This window comes from Porphyromonas sp. COT-290 OH3588 (assembly GCF_000769075.1).
Classification (GTDB): Bacteria; Bacteroidota; Bacteroidia; order Bacteroidales; family Porphyromonadaceae; genus Porphyromonas.
Genome location: NZ_JRFC01000008.1, coordinates 35659 through 58885, shown reverse-complemented (window position 1 = coordinate 58885; position 23227 = coordinate 35659). Strand labels below are relative to the sequence as shown.

The 23227-nt window shown below is 49.7% G+C and carries 12 protein-coding genes and 1 tRNA gene; 9 read left to right on the top strand and 4 right to left on the bottom strand.

What is annotated here, in order from left to right; genetic code table 11:
* Positions 1–261: 261 nt before the first annotated feature.
* Genes HQ48_RS01265 through HQ48_RS01255 form a run of 3 tightly spaced genes read right to left on the bottom strand, consistent with a single transcriptional unit; the run spans position 262 to position 2972 of the window.
* The gene (locus tag HQ48_RS01265; protein ID WP_044231324.1) at positions 262–741 is read right to left on the bottom strand and encodes a low molecular weight protein-tyrosine-phosphatase; all 480 of its coding nucleotides are present in this window, start codon (positions 739–741) and stop codon (positions 262–264) included.
* Positions 742–751: 10 nt separating this feature from the next.
* Entirely contained in the window at positions 752–2101 is a 1350-nt protein-coding gene (locus HQ48_RS01260; RefSeq protein ID WP_235300176.1) for an ABC transporter permease, read from the bottom strand.
* Entirely contained in the window at positions 2064–2972 is a 909-nt protein-coding gene (locus HQ48_RS01255; protein ID WP_044186731.1) for an ABC transporter ATP-binding protein, read from the bottom strand. Before HQ48_RS01255 ends, HQ48_RS01260 begins: the two co-directional genes overlap by 38 nt.
* Before the next feature lie 747 nt (positions 2973–3719).
* On the opposite strand from HQ48_RS01255, the gene HQ48_RS01250 reads away from it, so the two are divergent.
* The 6 genes from HQ48_RS01250 to HQ48_RS01225 all read left to right on the top strand — a co-directional run bounded on the left by HQ48_RS01250 (position 3720) and on the right by HQ48_RS01225 (position 13939).
* Positions 3720–4454, top strand: a complete 735-nt coding sequence (locus tag HQ48_RS01250; protein WP_081964706.1) for a porin family protein — start codon at positions 3720–3722, stop codon at positions 4452–4454.
* Between the two features lie 38 nt (positions 4455–4492).
* A complete protein-coding gene (locus HQ48_RS08950) occupies positions 4493–6763 on the top strand; it encodes an exo-alpha-sialidase (RefSeq protein WP_052408913.1) in 2271 nt (756 codons plus the stop codon).
* Between the two features lie 329 nt (positions 6764–7092).
* The gene (locus HQ48_RS01240) at positions 7093–7431 is read left to right on the top strand and encodes a hypothetical protein (RefSeq protein ID WP_044186734.1); all 339 of its coding nucleotides are present in this window, start codon (positions 7093–7095) and stop codon (positions 7429–7431) included.
* 497 nt (positions 7432–7928) lie between these two features.
* A complete protein-coding gene (gene nifJ, locus HQ48_RS01235; RefSeq protein ID WP_044231313.1) occupies positions 7929–11486 on the top strand; it encodes a pyruvate:ferredoxin (flavodoxin) oxidoreductase in 3558 nt (1185 codons plus the stop codon).
* Positions 11487–11672: 186 nt separating this feature from the next.
* The gene (locus HQ48_RS01230) at positions 11673–13082 is read left to right on the top strand and encodes a PDZ domain-containing protein (protein WP_044231312.1); all 1410 of its coding nucleotides are present in this window, start codon (positions 11673–11675) and stop codon (positions 13080–13082) included.
* Positions 13083–13084: 2 nt separating this feature from the next.
* On the top strand, positions 13085–13939 hold the full coding sequence (locus tag HQ48_RS01225; protein WP_044231311.1) for a S1 RNA-binding domain-containing protein: 855 nt from the start codon (positions 13085–13087) through the stop codon (positions 13937–13939).
* Between the two features lie 947 nt (positions 13940–14886).
* On the opposite strand, the gene HQ48_RS01220 is transcribed toward HQ48_RS01225, so the two are convergent.
* Positions 14887–14960: transfer RNA gene (locus HQ48_RS01220), tRNA-Asn, on the bottom strand.
* 292 nt (positions 14961–15252) lie between these two features.
* Between HQ48_RS01220 and clpB the strand changes: the two genes are divergently transcribed.
* The 3 genes from clpB to HQ48_RS08945 all read left to right on the top strand — a co-directional run bounded on the left by clpB (position 15253) and on the right by HQ48_RS08945 (position 23189).
* Positions 15253–17850: an ATP-dependent chaperone ClpB gene (gene clpB / locus HQ48_RS01215; RefSeq protein WP_044186745.1), complete on the top strand. Its 2598-nt coding sequence runs from the start codon at positions 15253–15255 to the stop codon at positions 17848–17850.
* A 170-nt stretch (positions 17851–18020) separates the two neighbouring features.
* Entirely contained in the window at positions 18021–19046 is a 1026-nt protein-coding gene (locus tag HQ48_RS01210; RefSeq protein WP_044231310.1) for an NAD(P)-dependent oxidoreductase, read from the top strand.
* A gap of 543 nt (positions 19047–19589) precedes the next feature.
* A complete protein-coding gene (locus HQ48_RS08945; protein ID WP_052408912.1) occupies positions 19590–23189 on the top strand; it encodes a C10 family peptidase in 3600 nt (1199 codons plus the stop codon).
* Positions 23190–23227 lie beyond the last annotated feature (38 nt).

Here is a 23227-nt window from a genome sequence, read left to right as displayed (position 1 = left end):
CAAAAGAACACGGCGAGGAATGCCTGCGCATACACAGCAAATAGCACCAAAAACAAAGACAAATCAGCAAAACAAGCAGAGAAAACAGAAAAAACAACCCCCAGCAAACCCCAAAACCAACCAGCCTCCCCCAAAAACCCCCTATATATAATACGGTATAGAGGAAATAGCGCACTCCCACCTAGGGCAAGAGAAAAAGAATGGGGGCCTAGCTCAAAGCAATTTGGCTACAGCCCCCACTTTTCTGTACTCTATCCTACCCTATTCCTTGATCATCTTACCCACGAGATACGGACAGCAGTATTCGATTAGGTCGAGAACTAGCTCGAAGCCTTCGCTACCGCCGTAGTACGGGTCGGGCACATGATCCCGAAGGGGATTGGGCGCCCAATCCGTTAGGATGCTGATCTTGCCTGCAGCCTCTTCGGTCGGTGCTCGCTCGAGGAGTGTGCGCCTATTAGCTTCGTCCATACCTATAATATAGTCATAGTGGAAGAAGTCCTCATACCTCACGGGGCGGCTGAGCGAGAGGAGGTCATACCCCCTGCGTGCTGCGTGGGCGCGCATTCTACTATCAGCTCGCTCGCCCTCGTGGTGCGCCGAAGTACCAGCCGAGTCAATCTCGAATCGCTCAGACAAGCCCTCATGCTCAATGTAATGCAGGAACACACCCTCAGCCGATGGCGAACGGCAGATATTCCCTAAACACACAAACAGTACTTTAATCTTTTCTTGGCTCATCATAACTCCTCTACTTATAATTCATCCATCTCCACAGCTCCTTGAGCGATGGTTTCTTGCCATACATCAGGATACCGACACGGTAAATTTTGGCACCAAAGTAGGTAAGTAGTATAGAGAGCCCAAAGAGCAATACAAGGCTAAGGATCTGCTCCCAGAGAGGGACGTCATAGGCGAGGCGTGACATCATCACTATGGGCGAAGTAAACGGAATGAGCGAGGTCCAGAATGCCAGATTGCCCTCGGGGTTCTCGGCCGCAGCCATACCCACATAGAGAGAGAAGACCATAATCATCGTTACGGGGAGCATCAGCTGGCCGGCATCCTCGTCGCTCGAAACGGAAGACCCCAGTGCTGCCAGTACAGAAGCATAGAGCAGGTACCCCCCAATGAAGAACAGCACGAAGAACACAATCATCTGGAAGAAGTTAATCCCCTGCATGACACCGAAGATATCCGAGGCCGCTTGTAGCTCACTTGCCGATAAGCTACCACTACTCTGTGCTGCGGCCAAGGCCTCGGGGCTGTACAAATCGCCTATTAGGAAGAATTGAGCAGCTAGGCCAATACCAATAAGGGCAACTACCCAAATGAAGATTTGCGTTAGCCCCACTAGGCCTATACCGACGATCTTACCCATCATCAACTCGAAGGGGCGAACAGAAGACACCATCACCTCTACGATACGGCTCTTTTTCTCCTCTATGACACTCTGAATAATCATACCTCCATAGAGCATGATGAACATATAACTGACGAAGCTAAGCAACAGCCCAATGACACTAGAAGCTGCCCCCGAGCTCACACTCTCGGCTCCATCTTCGCTCCACTTGTAGGTATTGGCGACGATCTCGACCTTGCTTGTACGGATAATTTCTTTAAGCTCAGGGATATTGTGCGAGGCTATTTTCTGATCCGTCACGTAAGTCGAGAGTAAGCTATTGATATGCCGCTCTAGTCCCGTGGGCAGAGTCTTGAAAGAAAATAGGTTGATTGCCTTGGGAGATACACCTAGATCCTCTGTGATCTCCAGCACAGCTGTGATCTCCTGCTCGCCACCTGCGGAGCGATATTCGTTGGCACTCTTGTCTGCCACGACGAAGCGATACTGCTCCGTATCTTCTAGCAGTGGTGCATATTGCCCCGTGCGGTCGATCACAGCAACGACCTGCTGCTCTCCCGTATCCATCTGACTGAGCAATATGGGGATTGTAGCAATCAGCACAAATACTACGGGCGCAAGCAGAGTAATAAGGATAAAGCTCTTTTTGGCAACACGGGTGATGTACTCTCGCTGGATAACCAGCCCTATTTTACCATAGTTAATCATGGTTCTGCACTGTATTAAGGAAGATCTCATGCATAGATGGGATCTCTTGATGAAACTCTAGGATATTGATATACTCGGGCAGTCGGTTGATGAGCGCTCTATTGCTCTCTCCCTCACGACGCATGAGCTTGAGCACCATTTGTCCTTGATGCAGCCTTGAGCTGATGGGGTCGATGTACTCCAGCTCCTCCTGAGATAGAGCTCTATCTACACGCAGCTCCACGTATGGGCTAGCATATCGGGCACGTATCTCCTCTACTGTGCCACTGAGCACTAGACGAGAGCGATTGATCAGGGCAATGTCGTCGCAGACCTCCTCTACACTCTGCATATTGTGGGTAGAGAAGATGATCGTACGCCCTTGATCCCTAAGTTGTAGGATCTCGCTTTTGAGTAGCTCAGCATTAACAGGGTCGAAGCCACTAAAAGGTTCGTCGAAGATCAATAGGTCGGGTTCGTGTAGGACAGTGCAGATGAATTGCACTTTCTGTTGCATGCCCTTGGAGAGCTCCTCGACCTTCTTATTCCACCAAGGCATAATGTCGAACTTCTCAAACCATTGCTCTAGGCGCTTCTTCGCCTCCGCCTTACTGAGCCCTTTGAGGCGAGAGAGATAAATAGCCTGATCACCCACTTTCATCTTACGGTATAGGCCACGCTCCTCGGGTAGATAGCCGATACGTGCCACATCATCAGCTTTGAGCGGATGCCCATCGAAAAGGATTGTCCCACTATCTGGAGCCGTGATGCGATTGATGATGCGAATAAGAGAAGTCTTACCCGCACCATTCGGTCCCAGCAAGCCGAAAACACGCCCAGCCTGCACGGACAGACTAACGTCGTCTAGGGCTGTGTGTGCGGCATAATGCTTGCTTACATGCTGTACATCTATAAATGCCATACGTATGATAAGTATTGAATTTGCTGTTGTTTATAGGCGTTATGGCACACAGCTTGGGGGAGAGTACTGAATACCAAAAACAATGCAAGATACACAATTTTCTCTATCTGATTCCGCTCTTGCGTGTTCATTCTCTCCCATTATTCCTGCTCGCATGACGGTGCTTGGCTAAGAAGCGAGATTTATATTTTAGCTCAAATTTCAGAATGTTGATGAGAAAAAGAGAATAGGACAGAGCAAAAATGGCACACGCCGTATTTAGCACCTAGCAGGCTCCACACGGCGCCCAATACTATTTGAGCACTTAGTCCTAGGCCAATGAAAACACCCGCCTAAAACAAAACTAAAACAACACACTTATTTACAGATACATAAAACAGGATCTGGAGAGATTGAGTTTGATTAAAGCAGACATTTCTGATTTTCTTCCCATCAATCTTGGGAGATTGGTGGGCACATTGCCGAGAATTGTAGGACTAATCAGAAAAAACGTTCCCTTCAATTTCTTATTTTGGGCGAAACCATTCTCCCAAAAACCTCCGTCAGTTCGCCCAAACAAGTCCAAACACATTTACATACTTTAACTCAAAAGACGAAAAGTAGCTTTTCAATGTCTTCGATTGAAAGCGACAGACTAAGAAAGCCCCAGTGGGGTATAAGTTTCCGAGCCTAGGACAAACGAACGTAGTGAGTGTCGCTTTGGGCATTCTTTTGGCTAGCGGGAGGATTTGAGTAAATTTGTCTTCTATGGAAGAAAGGCGTTTGATATGTCGAGGGCAGTGGCGATGGCTAATCGTATTGCTGTGCTTGTGGTTCGCTCCTATTCATAAGAGCACGGCACAGCGAGAGCGGGTTAAACATCAACCATACAGCGATCTAAAAACTTATTACCTAGGGTTCAACGTGGGGCTACATACCCAAGACCTTAGGATTAGCAACTCTGGCTTCGTGACACCGGAGGGACAAGCTCTCTTTGCAGACGTCCCTCACTACCGCCCCGGCTTCAGCGTTGGCGTTATGGCAGGTCGTGTCCTAATCCCGGGACTAGAGCTTCGGCTCAACCCAAGCCTCCACTTCGGCGACAAACCCATAGCCTATAGCGATGGTGTAAAAAAAGTAGCTGAATTTGGCCAGAGAGCCACTTACATCAGCCTACCTCTCATGCTCAAATATGCCGCCCTAAGACTCAACAACGTCCGCCCATACGTTGGGGCTGGTGTCTACACAGCCCTAAGCCTTGGAGGCAAGCGAGAAGATGTAGTACGTTTGAGGGCACTTGACTATGGATTATCCCTATCACTAGGCTGTGACTTCTATCTCAGATACTTCAAACTATCGCCCGAGCTTAGCTTTAGCTATGGCTTGACCAATGTGATCCAAACTAACCGACCCGAGCTGGCCGAGGATAAACGCCTGTACTATACGCAGGCGATCCGCTCGGGGCAGAATCGAATGATCGCCCTCACATTCTACTTCCAGTAGTTTGCGACTAAACCAACAATCAGGATAATTATAAATCAATGAAGAAGACCTTTCTTGTTTCACTTGCTCTAAGCTCTGCTTTGGCAGCTACGGCAAGTGATGTAAAGCATCGCTCTATCATCGAGCTAGATGGCACGAAGCAATACCTCAGTGTACCTGCCCATTCGGACTTTGATGTGGCTCCAAACGAGAGCTATACCATTAGCCTCTGGTTCAACTCCAACCGGACTTATTTCTGGGGGCCTACTCAACGTGTCGTTGGTCGCCGCCTCAATACCAAACGAGATAGTATAGACAGATCTGGATATGACCTCATGGTACTACGCAATACGGCAAAGAATTTCGTTGGAGCGACCCTGTCTGATCGCCAAGGCAGTGCGAAGAATGCTTTCGACGGCTGGGCGCCATCGGCCGAAAAAAGCGAGATGCGCCACTGGTATCATGTGGCTTGGGTGGTCGATCGCTCAGCAAACAAAATCCGCTTCTATGTAGATGGGCATGAAACTCACAATGCCGACATCTCGGCTAGTGAGCCTTGGCACACGACCAATGACCTGCCACTCTTCATCGGTGCTGGTCAGGAAGAGGGTAAGGCTTTTGCGCACTTCGGCGGCATGCTCGACAATTTGCGCTTCTACAAGCGTGCTTTGTCGCCCCAAGAGCTACTCGCCGATAGAGCTACAGAGCGCATCAAGCCTCGGACTAAAGGACTCGTCGCCGCTTTCGACTTCGATGGCTATAAAATTGGCGATACCACAATCAGAGATGTTACGGGCAAGCATACGGCAACCCTTATGGGCTTTGATACAAGCATTGAGCATGCCAATATCAAGTCTTTCACAGCTCGCCGCACCAATGGTAGCCTTGTAGGTCGTGGCGATACGCAGGCATTAGGTCTAGCGACCGTAGGACTTCGCACTCCAGATGTGCTGCAAGAGATCAGCATCAGCCTTACAGGGACGACACAACTATCGGATATCAAAGCCCTGAAGATTTATGAAACTGCCAATGGCGACCGGTACGATCATCGCAACCCCGGTAGGCTGGTAGCCGAGGGAATTGCCTCTGAGGAGTTAGTTACACTGCGTGCCGCCAAGGGTACCCCCACGCTCTCTAATCTAAGTAAGCTCTGGGTAGTGGCTGACGTGGCAGAGGATGCCACGGAGGGGAACATCATCAAGGCGGAGATTAAGAACCTGAAGTTTGCCAAGAGCAAGAACTTCACGCCAGACCAAGGCAGTCTTGGAGAGCAAACGATCGTACTAGGGCGCACGCTCGTCTGGACACCGGGAGAAAACCGCTCCGCGCACTACCGCATTCCAGCTTTGGTGCGCCTAGATAACGGCTCACTTGTCGCTGCGATAGACAAGCGTAAGAATAGCGACTACGATCTACCAGAAGATATAGATGTAGAGGTCAAAATAAGCAAAGACTACGGCAAGACGTGGAGTGAACCCATTACAGTGGCACAAGGGACTCCCGAGCATGGCTATGGAGATGCCGCTATTGCCACGGACGGCAAGACCATACATATGGTGATGGTGGCAGGCTCCGGACTATGGTTCTACCCAAGCGCAGCCAAGAAGCCTCTAGAGATGTACTATAGCCAGAGTGTCGATGGAGGTAAGACTTGGACGCCTGTCAAGGATATTACCGCTATGGTGCAGACAGATCGCTACCCCAATGGCGGATTCTTTGGCTCTGGCAATGGCATTATCACGAGCAAGGGACGCATTGCATTCGTTGCTGCAATGCGTATTGATGCTAAATGGGGCGGACAGATGGACAATGTAATGGTTTACTCCGACGACAATGGAGCTACATGGCAGGCCTCTCCTGTGGCTCGCTACAACGGAGATGAAGCCAAAGTCGTGGAGCTCGCCAACGGAGATCTGATGATCTCTAGCCGTAATAGAGCCTACAAGGCTACACCTCGTACCTATGTAACCTCGGAAGATCATGGTATGACTTGGTCGGGACCTCGTGTATGGGAAGATCTGAGTGGCAATGCCTGCAACGCATCACTAACACGATACAGCAAAGAAGATGGCAAAGGAGGAAAGAATATCCTCCTACATACGCTCCTAGAGGCAGACAATCGCACCAATCTACGTATCTATATGAGCGAAGATGAGGGTAAGACTTGGCCCTATGCACGCACGCTTTGCCTAGGCGAGGCGGCGTATAGCGAGATTGCTGTCTTGCCCGACGGCACGATAGGGATTATCTCTGAGGAGGACGATAGACCTGCCTACGACATCTACTTCACACGCATCTCTCTAGACTGGCTACGTGCTGGCAAACGATAGTAGACTGATAGGTAGATTAATCTAGTTTCTTGACCAAGGACTAATGGACGAAAAAGTCAAAAATCGATCTATTTAAGGTCTGTTTTGGGATAAAAAATCACATAAAAAGAACTTTTTTACTCACTTTTTGGTCAAGAAAGATAAATTACAATATATTTGCGGTTCAGAGGCTATGAGAATAGGTGTGCATTCGTGGAGGTATTTATGAGCCTTTGGTACTCTCGCTTATCAGATTGCCCACTCGCTTTGCATAGAGGCTTGGCTCTCGAGCTAGCCTTAGCAGAGAATATCACATTTATAATACTAACTAAAACTAAAGATTGAAGAAAATGAAAAAGATTTTTGGTGCTCTTGGTTTGGCAGTAGCAATGCTTTTCAGCACAACAGCTATCGCACAGACCCCAGAGAAAAAGGACTGCTGCAAGAAGGAAGCTAAGGCTTGCGATACTAAGAAAGCTTGCGACAAGAAAGATGCCAAGGCATGCGAAATGAAGGCTTGCTGCAAGGCAGACAAGTCTTGCGATAAGAAGGCTTGTGATGCTAAGATGACTTGCGACAAGAAGAAGGCTTGTGACAAGAAGGACGCCAAGGCATGCGATGCCAAGAAGTCTTGTGACAAGAAGGAAGGTAAGACTTGCGATAAGAAAAAAGCTTGCGACAAGAAGTAATCTAACGAGCTGCTCACAAGTAGCAACCGATAGACCCCTAGGAAGAGTGGAGGCTGCATCGAACGAAATCTCGATGTGGCCTCCACTCGTATATACGTATTTATATCATGATGCACTGGAGGTATCATAGTCTAGGCATAGTCTATTTCTGTTCTCCCTCAAGCACAAATAGCTAGAGCAACGGCTCTATATTGTAGTACGATACAATATGAAATCAAAGGGCTTAATCAATACACTTTGGTAGTTTTGTCAAGAAAAATTACCTTTGCTACCAAATATTAGGTATATATGTGGACGAAAAAGATAGGCTCCCTTAGTCGCTATCGCAAAAGATAGGGGAGTTTGTCTGCTTTTGGTTGTTATAATCCGAAGCTCGTTTCGCACAAAACCTACTAAACAACCCTAACCTAACTATAGCGCTCACCTCTGTCTGCTCTTTGAGCTGGCGGTCGAGGAGCATTGAGAAGTCTTACAATGTTAATAACGGATTACTACAAATGGCGAAAGAAAAAAAGTTTCTGACCTGTGATGGTAATCAGGCTGCTGCGCACATCTCGTATATGTTTAGCGAGGTAGCCTGTATCTACCCAATCACGCCATCCTCTACGATGGCCGAATACGTAGACGAATGGGCCGCCCAAGGACGCAAAAACATCTTTGGAGAGACCGTACTGGTAGAAGAAATGCAGAGCGAGGCTGGTGCAGCAGGTGCTGTACATGGTTCACTACAGACTGGGGTACTTACTACGACCTACACTGCATCTCAAGGTCTACTGCTGATGCTCCCCAATATGTACAAGATCGCAGGGGAGCTACTCCCAACGGTGTTCCATGTATCAGCTCGTGCTATCGCTACGCATGCGCTCTCTATCTTCGGCGACCACCAAGACGTTATGGCCGCTCGCCCCACAGGTTTTGCTCAGCTCTGTACTGGTTCTGTGCAGGAAGTTATGGACCTAGCAGGCGTAGCCCACTTGGCCACACTCAAGGCTCGCGTTCCTTTCATTCACTTCTTCGACGGCTTCCGCACCTCACACGAGATCCAGAAGATTGAGGCTCTAGACAACGAAGATCTAGCTCAGTTCATCGACTGGGACGCTCTGCGTGAATTCCGTGAGCGAGGCCTCAACCCAGAGAAGCCCGTGTCACGTGGTATGGCAGAGAACCCTGATGTTTACTTCCAGCACCGTGAAGCTGCCAATCCGTTCTATGATGCAGTGCCCGAGATCGTGCAGGAGTATATGGACAAACTCGCCACGGTAACAGGCCGCAAGTATCACCTCTTCGACTTCTATGGTGCAGAAGATGCCGAGCATGTAATCATCGCTATGGGATCTGTGACCGAAACGATCCGTGAAGTAGTAGATCATCTACGTGCCAAGGGCGAGAAGGTTGGTCTACTCTCCGTGCACCTATATCGTCCATTCAGCGCCAAGCATTTCTTGGCAGCTATGCCTAAGACCGTGAAGCGTGTAGCTGTACTTGACCGCACTAAGGAACCCGGAGCCGATGGCGAACCACTATACCTAGACGTGCGCTCATGCTACTACGGTGTAGACAATGCTCCTCTCATCGTAGGTGGTCGCTATGGTCTATCGTCCAAGGACACTACGCCTGCACATATTCTCTCGGTATTCGAGAACCTATCTATGCGCCTACCCAAGGATCACTTCACGATCGGTATCGTAGATGATGTAACCTTCACATCTCTGCCCGAGAAGGAAGACTTGATCTTCGAGGACAATAAGACATTTGAAGCTAAGTTCTACGGACTTGGTGCCGATGGTACTGTCGGAGCAAACAAGAACTCCGTGAAAATCATTGGAGACAACACCAATAAGTACTGTCAGGCTTACTTCGCCTACGACTCCAAAAAGTCGGGCGGCTTCACCTGCTCACACCTGCGCTTCGGCGACAACCAGATCCGCTCTACCTACCTCGTGGTTACTCCTGACTTCGTAGCTTGTCACGTACCTGCCTATCTGCGTCTATATGATGTAACTCGTGGTCTGAAGAAGAATGGTACGTTCCTACTCAACTCCGTGTGGGACGTAGACAGCGTGGAGAAGCACCTTCCCAACAAGGTTAAGCGTCATCTAGCGAAAAACAACATTCGCTTCTATATGATCAACGCAACGGGTATCGCTGCTGAGATTGGTCTTGGCAATCGCACCAACACAATCCTCCAGTCTGCATTCTTCAAGATCTCGGGCGTTATCCCCTACGACTTGGCAGTAGAACAGATGAAGAAGGCGATCGTCAAGAGCTATGGCAAGAAGGGCGAAGACGTTGTTAATAAGAACTTCGCTGCAGTAGATCGTGGCTCTGACGTAATTGAAGTGCCCGTGAAGCCTGAATGGGCTAATCTACCCAACGACCCAACAGAGGTATACCCACACGACAGCGAGTTTATCCAAAAGATTGTTCGCCCAATAAATGCTCAAGATGGTGATAGTATCCCAGTATCTCAGTTCAGAGGTCGTGAAGACGGAACTTGGGAGAATGGCACGGCCGCTAGCGAGAAGCGTGGTGTAGCCTCTCACGTACCTGAGTGGATCGCAGAGAACTGTATCCAGTGTAACCAGTGTGCCTACGTTTGCCCTCACGCTACGATTCGTCCATTCGTGATGACAGCCGACGAGCAGGCTAAAACGGGCGTCAATGCGATCAAGGCTATCGGTAAGCAATTTGCCGATATGACTTTCCGCATCCAAGTGAATGTACTCGACTGCCTAGGCTGTAGCAACTGTGTAGACGTCTGTCCCGGCAACAAAAACGGCAAGGCGCTAGTGATGCAGGAGATTGAAGGACAATTCCCCGAGCAGGGCAACTGGGATAAGATGGTTTCCGAGGTATCTAGCAAGGCTCACTTGGTAGACATTACCTCAAACGTGAAAAACTCTCAGTTTGCGACACCTCTATTTGAGTTCTCGGGTGCTTGCTCTGGCTGTGGAGAAACGCCATACGTCAAACTGATTACCCAGCTATTCGGTGATCGCCAGATGGTTGCTAATGCTACCGGTTGCTCATCTATCTACTCTGGCTCAGCTCCGTCTACACCATACACTGTCAATGAGCGAGGCGAAGGGCCTGCATGGGCTAACTCACTCTTCGAAGACAACGCAGAGTTCGGTCTAGGTATGCACCTTGGCTATACCAAGATGCGTGAGCGCCTTGTGCGTCTTGCAGAGGAATGTATCGCTAACCCCGACATCGATCACGCAGAGCTCAAGGGGCTACTACGTGAGTGGATTGACAACCGTGAGGACGCTCCTCGAGCCAAGGCTCTAGCCGATGCGATCAAACCTATTATCGCACGTCGCATCACAGGCGTATGCCAGAAGATGTACGATATGCGTTCGTACTTTATCAAGCGTAGCCAATGGATCATCGGTGGTGACGGTTGGGCATACGATATAGGGTTCGGTGGTCTAGACCATGTGATCGCCTCTGGAGCCAATGTCAATATCCTAGTACTAGATACCGAGGTTTACTCCAATACTGGAGGTCAGAGTTCCAAGAGCACTCCAGTAGGTGCTATCGCCAAGTTCGCAGCTTCTGGGAAGCGTGTTCGCAAGAAAGACCTTGGCATGATCGCCACTACCTATGGTTACGTGTATGTAGCTCAGATCGCCATGGGGGCGAACCCAGCTCAGACACTCAAGGCTATCCGTGAGGCTGAGGCATACAATGGGCCATCCGTGATCATCGCTTACTCTCCTTGTATCTCTCATGGTCTAAAGTCTGGCATGGGTAAGGCTCAGAAGGAAGAGGTAAATGCTGTGAACTGCGGTTACTGGCACCTATGGCGCTTCAATCCAGATCTAGAAGCCGAGGGCAAGAACCCATTCATTCTAGATAGCAAGGAGCCGAACTGGGACAACTTCATTCCATTCCTAGAGGGTGAGGTTCGTTATGCTTCTCTCAAGAAGCAATATCCCGCAGAGGCTACCGAGCTCTTTGAGGAGGCTAAGCGCAACTCACAGTGGCGCTATGCAGGCTACAAGCGTTTGGCTAACCGCATTTGGGAAGAAGAAACTATCTCTGCCGAATAAGGTTAGTTTAGACAACAATTATTGACAACCAAGCGGGTGCGTCGGAGCGTCAAGCTCTGTCGCACCCGCTTGGCATTATGTCCCTAGGGTAACGCTCTATAGGTTTGACGAAAATACCTTAGCTTTGTACCCGAGATGACTACTTTGGTGTACACTCATATCTCCAATCCAACTCTAGAATTATTGATGAAGAAGATCATTACAAAAAGTCTACTGCTGCTGGGTATTGCCCTGCAGGGTGGTGCTATGCTTTTGGCTGGCAATGAGGTTTGTCGTGTTGGCTTTCAGTTCCAGATCAGCCATCTCCCTGCTTGGGGAGCCTCGCAGCCCGTTGTCACGTCTATTGCTCCCTTTGGCCCCGCAGATCGGAGTGGGCTTCGTGTGGGTGATATCATCGAGAGTATCGATGGTGTGCCTACGCTCAATCTGACGGGGAAGCAAATTCATCAGCTTCTACATACCAGACAAGCTCAGCATATCCTACAGATCTCCAACTTTGGCCGGCAAAAGAAAACCTACCTGCTAGGCCGAGATTGCAAACTTGCTCACAGCGTCACAGAGCGTGAGCTAGCAGAGCTATTCGCCCTATACAGCCTAGAGGACGCCAGTAGCCAACGCATTGCCTACCCTTTCACCTACCAACAAGCATCTACATTTAGACTTGATCAGGTGCGAACCTTCGCTTTCGCTCCTTCTTCGCCTGCCACACAAGGGATAGACCAAGCACTCAACATACTTATTCGCAAGGCGCTTGTGGCTACGGGACTAGAGGAGAGCCACGACAGCCCCGATCTACTGATCTCTACCTACTACCAGCTTAGCCCAGTAGAGCCTACTGCGAAGCCCAGCGACGAGATGCCATTTGGCTGGCGCTACGACCCACAGCATCGGGATCTGAAGCCCCTGCCTGTACTCCCCTCCCAATCTCCTTTGGCGACCTACAAGCTCTCCCTAGGTATCGTGGCTCAAAACCCACAAACCCAAAAGGCCGTATGGAGCTGTGAGGCCAACGAGTCCCTTGGAGCGGATATGTCGATCCCCGAGTACGCAGCCTACTCTATACCCATCATGCTACAAGGCTTCCCCCTAGCCCCCAACACCCTAGCCCCATCTTGGACTTTCCAAACTCTAAGGTACCACTATACGGGTTTGGTCTACGACAAGGCTACACTTAGGCGTGTCATAGACGTCGAGTACGGGTCGCCTGCGATGAGTGCAGGTATCCTACCCGGGGATATCATCAAGAGCATCAATGGCATCGAGCTAGACCACCCCTCTCTCGACGATCTGCTCACGGCCTACTATACGTTCGCCGAGCGTAGCGAAAAATATCGAGACAAAGACCTCCCCGCTATGCATGTCCCCATGGCTAACTTACAGAGTCGCTACTGGGCACCTAGACACTACGATGCTATCGCCACGATGCTCCTCAGGGATCGCAGCGATGCAGCCTTCTCCTACCTCTTCTCCTTCCGCCCATACATCAACCCAGAGCGTCTAGACGTACTGGTCTTCGAGGTAGAGCGTCGAGGCGAGGTCTATCGGGTACCCATTCGTCCAGAGAAACGTGACGAATCGACCATCATACCGAACTAAATATGGAAGTCAAACTACACCAGAGCCGCTATCACATAGGGCGGATTAACGAGCTAGAGGTTCTACGCCTTGTGTCTATCGGTGCCTACCTCGAGTGGGACAATGAATCGGGCATCTTGCTCCCACTACGCTATCTGCCTCAAGGGCTCGAGGTGGGGCAAAAGGTCGAGGTCTTCGTCTACCATGACAACGAGGGACGCCTGATTGCTACGACCCTCAAGCCCTATGCTCAGGTTGGCGAAACGGCCTACCTAGAGTGCGTCGGCCTATCCTCAGCTGGAGCTTTTGTAGACTGGGGGATCCACAAAGACCTATTCGTACCCTTCGCCGAGCAGAAAGGGCAGATGGAAGAGGGCAAGTCCTATGTCGTCCATCTCTATATAGATCGCATCAGCGGCAAAATCGTGGGCTCGGCCAAACTCAACAAGCACATCGGCAACGTGCTGCCCAGCCATGCGCCCGGCGATCGTGTTCAGGCACTAGCATACGAGCGCAACGATGCAGGCTTGCGCTGTATCGTAGACCATATACATTGGGGTATCATCTATGAGGGAGAGTACGACGAAGAGCTTAGGCGAGGCGACAACATCACAGCCTATGTGACACGAATTCGAGAGGACGGACGCATTGACCTATCACTACGCCCCGTAGGCTACGATTGTGTTGATGGAGATATGACCAAACTGATGCGCCTACTACATGCCGCTGGAGGGAAGCTGCCTATCGGGGACAAAAGTCCAGCCGAGGAGGTGCTTCGTCTAACGGGGTTAAGCAAAAAGAGCTTCAAGATGGTCTGTGGCGCTCTCTACAAGAAGCGTAAGCTAAGGCTTACCCCTAACAGTATAGAGCTCATCTAGTCTAATCACCAGAGCTAGCTCTCTGTGCACCTCGACAGACTATGCCCCAATCCATATTGCCCATAAAAGGGCTGTGGCAAAATTAATTTTTGCTACAGCCCTTTTAGGTATTTCAGAGGAAAAAGAGGTGATCATAACCGAAACCCACAAGATCAACTAAATCACTTATATTCAAATTAATAATAGGATCTTTTGAGGATACAATACGAGCGATACAGTAATTTGCCTACAACAGCACACGCTCCGCTATGATGTTGGCCGTGGAGCTCCCCTCCTACTCCAACAGCAGGTGCCAAAATATCCACTAAACGATTTACACTTCTTAGCAAATCTCTAACTATTTGAGGCACGATTGTTGTCAGACTGGTCATAGAGGCTAGACCTCATATTTGGCCCCTAGCAAGCTCTCCACTAGCCGCAAGCTCATTTGGGCACTTCACACTCGGGCGCTCGAAAACACCCACCTTAAAACGAATCTACATAATCACCTAAAAACCAAACGCATAAGACGGCAATCTAGGATATCTTATAGCTTTTTGGGTTCTTTCTCTGTATTTCTTCCCATCAATCTTTCGGAATTGGTGGACACACCTCGGCAGGTTAGTCCATCAATCCCCCAAAATCAGTCCTTCAATCCAGCTATCCCATTGGCCAATCCAACCAGACGTGCCCTCCTAAGCATATAGACCAAGCGTTATTTATTCAGTTTTTTTTACAGAAAAGTATGAGTTTCGCACCCTAATTTTCGCCTCAGTTGTGCTTGAAACGGATAGAATACATAGAGGAGAACTATCTCAAGTGCTTTCATTCGGAACTATGATATTGGGCATTGGATAGGTAACTCTGGAGCTTGCGAATAAAGTTTATCAAGGGGCAATAAAAAGATTGGCACAAGACTCACGCCCTATGCCAACCACACAATCTACTATGAAAAACAAAAAGAGAAGCGCTTTCTCTTGGGCTCGAACCAAGGACCCTCTGATTAACAGTCAGATGCTCTAACCGACTGAGCTAAGAAAGCAGAAACACTATTGGTTTGTTTTGCGATGCAAAGATATATCCAATTATCCAATTGTGCAAGTTTTGCTGTGATTTTTCTCGTTTTGAGAGTAAAGTTCTTGGGTCATCAATCAAGCATTAACACAAAATAATTAGGGACAACGAGCAATAAGAAGCGTTTATTTATAGAACTTGCAGCAGAAAAAACGTCTGAAATATAGGATACTACGAGCCAGAATTAAGCCAATTTGTCATAAATTTACACTTAGGAACGCTGTTTGCCTAGATGCAAGTAAAAACAAAAGAACGAAACGATGAATATCAACAAGTTTACAATCAAATCGCAAGAAGCTCTACAGCAGGCTGTGGAGCAGGTGCGCAGAGCAGGTCAGCAGGCCATAGAGCCAGCACACCTACTCTCTAGTTTGCTTAGCTTAGAGGGTAGCCCACTACCGTTCCTACTAGCTAAGCTCTCGATCCCTGTGCAGAGGCTGACAGAGGCGAATACCGCCCTACTAGCTCAGCTCCCTAAGGTATCGGGAGGAGAACCCTATCTGAGCAACAAGGCTAATGAAGTTCTGCTCAAGGCTGAGGACATCGCCCACAACATGCAAGACGAATATGTAGCCCTAGAGCACATCTTGCTCGCACTTCTCTCGGTCGATAGCCCCGTGGCTAAGATGCTCAAAGCAGACTTCGGCGCCAAGGAGGCTGAGCTCAAGCAGGCTATCTCGGAGCTCAGAGGTGGGAGCAAGGTAACGAGTCAGAGTGCAGAGGAGCAGTATCAGTCGCTCGAGAAGTATGCGATCAACCTATGCCAGAGAGCCAGAGATGGCAAGCTCGACCCAGTAATAGGGCGTGACGATGAGATACGCCGTGTCTTACAGATACTCTCTCGTCGCACCAAAAACAACCCTATCCTCATCGGTGAGCCGGGAGTAGGTAAGACAGCCATTGCCGAGGGCTTGGCCTACCGCATCGTGCGAGGCGATGTGCCAGAGAACCTCAAGAGCAAGCAAGTCTACTCGCTCGATATGGGAGCCTTGATTGCAGGGGCCAAGTATAAAGGAGAATTTGAAGAGCGCCTCAAAAGCGTGGTGAACGAAGTGAGCCGTAGCGAGGGCGAGATTATCCTCTTCATCGACGAAATCCATACACTCGTAGGAGCTGGCAAGAGCGAGGGCGCCATGGACGCTGCCAATATCCTCAAGCCCGCTCTCGCTCGTGGTGAGCTGCGATCAATCGGCGCAACGACACTCGACGAATATCAGAAGTACTTTGAGAAGGATAAGGCACTCGAGCGCAGATTCCAAATGGTCATGGTCGAGGAGCCAGACGAGCTCAGCTCGATCTCGATCCTTCGAGGGCTCAAAGAGAAGTACGAGAACCACCACAAGGTACGCATCAAGGACGATGCTATCATTGCAGCAGTACGCCTCTCGGATCGCTACATCACCGACCGATTCCTCCCCGACAAGGCTATCGACCTGATGGACGAGGCGGCAGCACGCTTGAGAATGCAGATGGACTCTCTACCCGAGGATCTGGACGAGATAGGCAGACGCATCAAGCAGCTCGAGATCGAGCGTGAGGCCATTCGCCGAGAGCATGACGAACCCAAGCTCGAGAGCCTTGGGCGAGAGATCGCTGAGCTCAAGGAGCAGGAGGCGGGTCGTCTTGGCAAATGGAAGCAAGAGCAAGACCTCATCAACCAAATCCAGCAAGCGAAAATCGACATCGAGCAACTCAAATACGAGGCCGAGCGTGCCGAGCAGACGGGCGACTACGGCAAGGTAGCCGAGATACGCTACGGCAAGCTACGAGATAAGGAAGCCGAGATCAAGACCTATCAGAAGCAACTTGTCGAGGCGCAAGGCTCGGGGGCTATGATTCGCGAAGAAGTCGATGCAGAGGATATTGCCGAGATCGTATCTCGCTGGACAGGTATCCCCGTAGGCAAAATGCTACAAGGCGAGCGTGAGAAGCTACTCAACCTAGAAGCCGAGCTACACAAGCGTGTCGTAGGGCAGGAGGCAGCCATACATGCGGTATCCGAGGCCGTACGCCGCAGTCGTGCTGGCTTGCAAGACCCCAAGCGCCCGATTGGTTCTTTCATCTTCCTTGGGACAACCGGGGTAGGTAAGACTGAGTTGGCTAAGGCTCTAGCAGAGGTGCTCTTCGATGATGAGCAGATGCTCACACGTATTGATATGAGCGAGTATCAGGAGAAGCACTCAGCCTCTAGGCTCGTTGGTGCGCCTCCGGGATATGTGGGCTACGACGAGGGAGGTCAGCTGACCGAAGCTGTTAGACGCAAGCCCTACTCAGTGGTACTATTTGACGAAATCGAGAAGGCGCACCCCGATGTCTTCAACGTACTACTACAAGTGCTTGACGACGGACGCCTAACCGACAACAAGGGTCGGACGGTCAATTTCAAGAATACAATCATCATCATGACGAGCAATATGGGTAGCGATCTCATTCGTGAGCGTATGTCAGAGCTCCGCCCAGACAATGAGGAGGAGCTACTAGACCGCACAGCGAGCGAAGTGCTAGAGATGCTCAAACGCATTCTACGCCCAGAGTTCCTCAACCGCATTGACGAAACGATTGTCTTCACACCACTCAGAGAGGCAGAGATACGCCAGATTGTAGAGCTACAGCTCGCCTCTACGATCAAGACACTTGCGGGCAATGGCATCGAGCTAAGCTACACGCCAGCCCTAGTGGACCGCCTAGCCCACGAGGGCTACGACCCAGAGTTTGGCGCTCGCCCCGTGAAGCGAGTAATCCAGCGCAGGCTCCTGAGCGAGCTTAGCCGAAGCATTCTCCGAGGTGACGTGGAGCCCGGCGGACGCATCGTGATGGACGCCGACGAGGCTGGCTACACCTTCAAGACCAATAGCTAGGCTACCCAAGTAAGATTTGCCAGAGAGGCTAGTCGATATGCTCCGAGTGGGGCTATCGGCTAGCCTCTCTCGCTTTTGGGGTAGAGGCATAGGCCCAGATAGCTCAACATAAGTGTTCATGTAGGAGTTGTTTCTTTAGAAGACATTCAACTAGATATTAAGAATAATCTATGATCAATCGGACAAAACCAACAATACTACTCACTGGAGCTGCTGGCACAGTGGGCAGAGAGGTACTCAAGGCTCTAGCCGGGCAACCCTTCCGCTACCGCATACGTGTATTCGAGCTCAAGAATGCTCGCAGTATGGCACTCTTCGACAAGTATCGTGGGCGCATCGAAGTGTTCTATGGCGACCTGACTCGGCCACGAGATCTACAACAAGCAACCAGAGGTGTAGACTACTGTATCCATACAGCCTCGATTATCCCGCCCAAGGCATACGGGAATGAGGAGCTGACCTACAACGTCAATGTCATCGGTACGGCTAATCTAGTGGCTTCGCTCGAGAAAAACTCCCCCGAAGCCTTCATCGTGGCGACCTCCTCTGTCGCAGTCTATGGCGATCGCCTAGAGAAACCCAACATACGAGTAAGCGACGAGCTTAAGCCTTCGTACGGCGATAACTATGGTGCGTCTAAAGTGAAGCTGGAAGAAGTCGTCAGGGCAAGCCGTCTAGAGTGGAGCATCTTCCGCCTCTCAGCGATTATGGGTGCTGGCAACCACAAGATCTCCAAGCTAATGTTTTATATGCCGCTTGATACGCCTATCGAGATCACGACGCCTAGAGATACGGCTCGAGCCCTCGTGCTTGCCCTAGAGCATCGAGATGAACTCAAGGGACGCATCTTCAACCTCGGCGGCGGAGAAGCCTGTCGCACCACATATCGAGAGCTACTAGCGAAGAACTTCGAGCTACATGGCTTGGGGGCACTCGACTTCCCCGACAAAGCCTTCGCTGAGCGCAATTATCATTGTGGGTTCTATGCCGACTCGGACAAGCTAGAGAAGATCCTAAACTTCCGCCAAGATACACTAGAGAGCTACTATGCCGATGTCGTAGCCTCCATACCGTCTTACAAGCGCTGGGCTGCAGGGCTACTACACAACCGCATCAAGCGCAATCTGCTCAACCGCTCCGAACCCTATCGTGCATGGCAGGAGCAAGACCAAGAGCGCATGAAGTACTTCTTCTAGCACGAAGGTGCCTTTGGATTGAGAGGCAAATCCGTAGGGGCGTATGCCGAGATACGTAAACGTCGGAGATTACTTACGACATTGGCTCGGCAGGGATATCGTCGCTAGCTTCGATCATCGGCTCCAGCCGAGGGCAGACGAACTAATAGACCTCTTGACACTTAGTTGCAAAAAGGCGGTGTGGCAAAATTCATTTTGTCGCAGCCGCTTTTCCTTTCGTAGAAGTCAAAAAAAATCTTCCCTACAACTTTTCCAAATTGATGGGAAGATTTATTTGGATTGATGGGAAGAAAGTTTTCGATCTTCCCATCAATTTCTGGCCCGTGTACACAAGGCTACGCTAGACCCTACAAGAGTAGTCATCGCAGGGAAGTTGTCATAGATCAGAACCTGTCTAAACACCAATCTATATCGCTCAAAAGCACCCCTTTGACTTTCTCACCTCCTGCAAGCATCAAGATAGACCTTATATTTGAATACAAACAAATTTATATGCTTAACTTTACAAACAAATACAATATCTACACTTAACAGCCATCGGATATGACACTCAGACGATCTCTACTACTCCTGTGCCATCTACTACTCTTTTGCAGTAGTATAGCAGGTCCCATAGGGCGAGAGCAGGCGATGCGCCTAGCCGAACGCTATGTCAAGATCAATAAAGCGAGCGAACTAAGGCTCGCACAAGCGGAGCAAACCCAAGGCACTCCGCCAGCGTACTACATCTTCAACGATACCGACCACTCGGGCTTCGTCATCATCTCGGGCGATGATAGGACGACACCCATACTCGGCTACTCAGAGTCGGGTCAGCTCAAAGCCAATGAGCTCCCCATTCAGCTGGCTGCACTACTTGATGCCCACAAGGCTCAGGTTAAGGCTCTGTCCAGTACTCCTCAGACTTTTGGTATTCCCTCCTCAAATCCCCAACCACACCCCAAGGTTATCAAGGGGCCTCTTTTGACTTGTATTTGGGGGCAAGACGAGCCATTCAACGATCAAACCCCACGCACCCACGAGCAAGAACCCACCGTAACGGGGTGTGTCGCCACTGCTATGGCCCAAGTAATGTACTACCACAAATGGCCCATTCGCGGTAAAGGCTCCAATACCTACCCCACAGAGTTGTGGTCGGTTAGACAGTTGAGCGAGGACTTTAGCCAATCTGTCTATGAATGGGACGAGATGATAGACGAATATAAGTACCAAGAGCGATGGGAATATGACAGGTCGTACAAGGAGGGATTTTGGACAGAAAAACAAGGGAATGCCGTCGCCAAACTCATGCACGATGTGGGTATCGCAGTCAATACGAACTATAATGCGGAGAAATATGGAGGAAGTGGAGCCTCCAGTGAGAACGCAGCCCAAGCACTTCACAAGCACTTCTCCTACCATGTTTCGTTCCTTAACCATAGTCATACACCTCATGCAGATTTTCTATCTGCGATACAGAACGAACTAGACCGCGACTACCCGATTATCATCTCAGAGTCCAGAGGCGGACCTGGACATACTTGGGTCATAGATGGCTATGATGAAAACGGCTATCTCCATGCCAACTGGGGTTGGAGAGGCTCGAGCAATGGCTATTTTGCCCTAAGTTTCATGTTTTCGCATCCTTATGAAGCAGGGATGGGACAAATGTGGTACACCCAAAAGCAAGATATTATCCTATTGCGTCCCGACAAAGATGGAGTCGAAGCATTTGCAGAGAGTCCCGCACAATTCTCATTCATTCATGGAGGCGGCTTAGAGTTTGACAGCAGAACTACAGACCTATCATCTAGGAAGATTGGCATTAACCTAAAAAGGCTGGGCAATGGTTTGACGAGATCCTACCGGGGAGAGATTGCTTACTCTCTGAGGGACGAGGAGGGCAACGAGGTGAAACAATATGCCTCTCACTGCACCTTGAAGGAAATCGGCCGAAGACTTTGCTACCCTCCTTTGCAAGACTCAATCACGCTTGCGCCTACGCTCTCGGATGGATCGTACCAAATCGTAGCCATTTGTAGAGAGTTTATTCCCGACTCGCTCGGTCGGCAAAAGAATACCAGCCCCAACAATTGGATAGAGGTTGGCAATGGCTCGCCTCTATCATTGGAGGTGCGAGAGGGCAAAATCCTATTAGATACATCTCCTCGAGAGGCTAAGTTAGTTATGACCCAAGCGCCATTGGAAACAATGGAAATATGGACAAATATATTTGGCAGTACTCAACTTGCCATATCCAACACAACAGACTTCTCTACAGGCTTGGGCTACATTAACTTCAATCTAACAAATACCGATGGGATAAATAGGGATATCTCAACGGAGACATATCAGTTCTTTGGTCATGCTACCTTCAATCACCTTATTTCGTATTTAGATCCATCCCCAATCGACCTAGAGGAAGGTATCTACGATGTAACATTCTCTTTCATTGTCCCATCTAGATTTATCAAGTATGCCGATGGTACGAAAGAGGTTATCCCCGGCAAGGTTTACCCTATAGAGAATCCTTTTGGGCAATACCGCATACAAGTAATCGATTGCGATAGCAGACCACACCTTGTTTATCCGTACACTATAGACCGGCATCTAGACAAACAGCGTAGAGAAACCCCCGCCCCCCTCGAGATTCGCTTAGGATCATCGCTCCTCAACGATCGGATACTAGATGTCAGCAAATTAGCAGACAATGTGCTCTCCATCGCCTGTCCCATAGTTAACGAGAATTTGATGCCCTACAAGGGTGTAATAGACTACTCACTCGTAGACCCAACAACGGGAGCAAAATACCATTTGGGGCAAAGTGATACCCTTGATTTTGACAGGGGCATCAAGACAGTTGAGGAGACGAGAGCCGCGATCGCAGCATCTGTCTTCGACAGAATACCAGCCAATCGCACCTATCACATACATATCTCAGCCAACTTCAATGGGGAAGATTTTGATATTTGGTCGGCATTTACCCCCAGATATGAACTAACGATCCTCAATCCAGCTCCACCCTCCACCCCAAAAACTTATCAAGTAACCCTAGAGAGCAACGAGGGTGGCAAGATCGACATACCAAACATTGACCTCGACTCGGTGCAAGAGTGCATGACCCTGAGTGTAGATGCACATGTGGATCGGGGACACAGACTCAAAAGTCTTATGGCAAATGACAAAGTAATCAAGACACGGCGTCGGTTCACCGTAACATCCGACACCAAGGTCGTTGCCGTGTTTGAGAAGAAAAACTTTCGCGTATTCGATTATACCAAAGGCGAAGGTAGACTAGACCTTATAGGCTATGACGACCTAGATGATGTACCCTACGGTACGAAACTAATCGTACAGGCTAGCCCTTCCCCGGGGCATAGACTCGTTTCCATCACGGTCAATGAGAAAGAGATAGAAAACAATACGGAGATTACAATCCTCGATAAGACATTCGTCAAGGCAACCTTCGAGCCAAATATCTACCGAGTAACGAGAGAAGTGCAGGGCGAAGGAGAGATCACTCTAAGGGGAGCCGAGGATCTAAATCAAGTAGCAGCTGGCACCCCGTTCAGTATCGTCGCCAATCCTCACAAGCACTATAGGCTCAAGAGCCTAATGGCAAACGAAAAAGATATTACCCATAGCAAGTACTTCATCGTAGTGGCAGACACCAAAGTCGTGGCTGTCTTTGCCAAGAATACCTATCGTGTATGGCTCCCAAAGCTAGAGCACGGCAAGATCAGCATACCAGAAGCAGTGGATCTAGATGCCGTTGAGTCTGGCACAATGCTTACACTAGTCATTTCTCCCGATAAGGGCTATATAGTCGATTCCGTCAAGGTGAATGGTCAGCCACTTGCGGCACCATACAAATTCGAGATAGAGGACGATAGTAGGGTGAAAGTGAGCCTCAAGCAAAACACCTCTCTTACTGAGCGGCAACTCTCTCAGGGAGTACTCTATCCAAACCCAGCGCATGACTTCGTCACCATCTCGGGTGTTGCTCCCGGGACGACTATTCGGCTCATGTCTTTGGCAGGGCGTATCGTCCGAGAGGTTAGAATGCCCGAAACAGACGAATGGCGTTGGTCGTTGGCAGATCTAGAGGCAGGCGTCTATATCGTACAGATCGGCAAGACGGATAGCAAGCTCGTCATTCGATAAACTCCGAGCGAGCAGTCTATAATAGCTTAGGGGCTGTG

Bases quoted from the DNA above. Each gene is read 5' to 3' on its own strand.
- HQ48_RS01265 (WP_044231324.1), bottom strand. From the start codon at position 741: ATGAGCCAAGAAAAGATTAAAGTACTGTTTGTGTGTTTAGGGAATATC.
- HQ48_RS01260 (WP_235300176.1), bottom strand. From the start codon at position 2,101: ATGAGATCTTCCTTAATACAGTGCAGAACCATGATTAACTATGGTAAA.
- HQ48_RS01255 (WP_044186731.1), bottom strand. From the start codon at position 2,972: ATGGCATTTATAGATGTACAGCATGTAAGCAAGCATTATGCCGCACAC.
- HQ48_RS01250 (WP_081964706.1), top strand. From the start codon at position 3,720: ATGGAAGAAAGGCGTTTGATATGTCGAGGGCAGTGGCGATGGCTAATC.
- HQ48_RS08950 (WP_052408913.1), top strand. From the start codon at position 4,493: ATGAAGAAGACCTTTCTTGTTTCACTTGCTCTAAGCTCTGCTTTGGCA.
- HQ48_RS01240 (WP_044186734.1), top strand. From the start codon at position 7,093: ATGAAAAAGATTTTTGGTGCTCTTGGTTTGGCAGTAGCAATGCTTTTC.
- nifJ (WP_044231313.1), top strand. From the start codon at position 7,929: ATGGCGAAAGAAAAAAAGTTTCTGACCTGTGATGGTAATCAGGCTGCT.
- HQ48_RS01230 (WP_044231312.1), top strand. From the start codon at position 11,673: ATGAAGAAGATCATTACAAAAAGTCTACTGCTGCTGGGTATTGCCCTG.
- HQ48_RS01225 (WP_044231311.1), top strand. From the start codon at position 13,085: ATGGAAGTCAAACTACACCAGAGCCGCTATCACATAGGGCGGATTAAC.
- clpB (WP_044186745.1), top strand. From the start codon at position 15,253: ATGAATATCAACAAGTTTACAATCAAATCGCAAGAAGCTCTACAGCAG.
- HQ48_RS01210 (WP_044231310.1), top strand. From the start codon at position 18,021: ATGATCAATCGGACAAAACCAACAATACTACTCACTGGAGCTGCTGGC.
- HQ48_RS08945 (WP_052408912.1), top strand. From the start codon at position 19,590: ATGACACTCAGACGATCTCTACTACTCCTGTGCCATCTACTACTCTTT.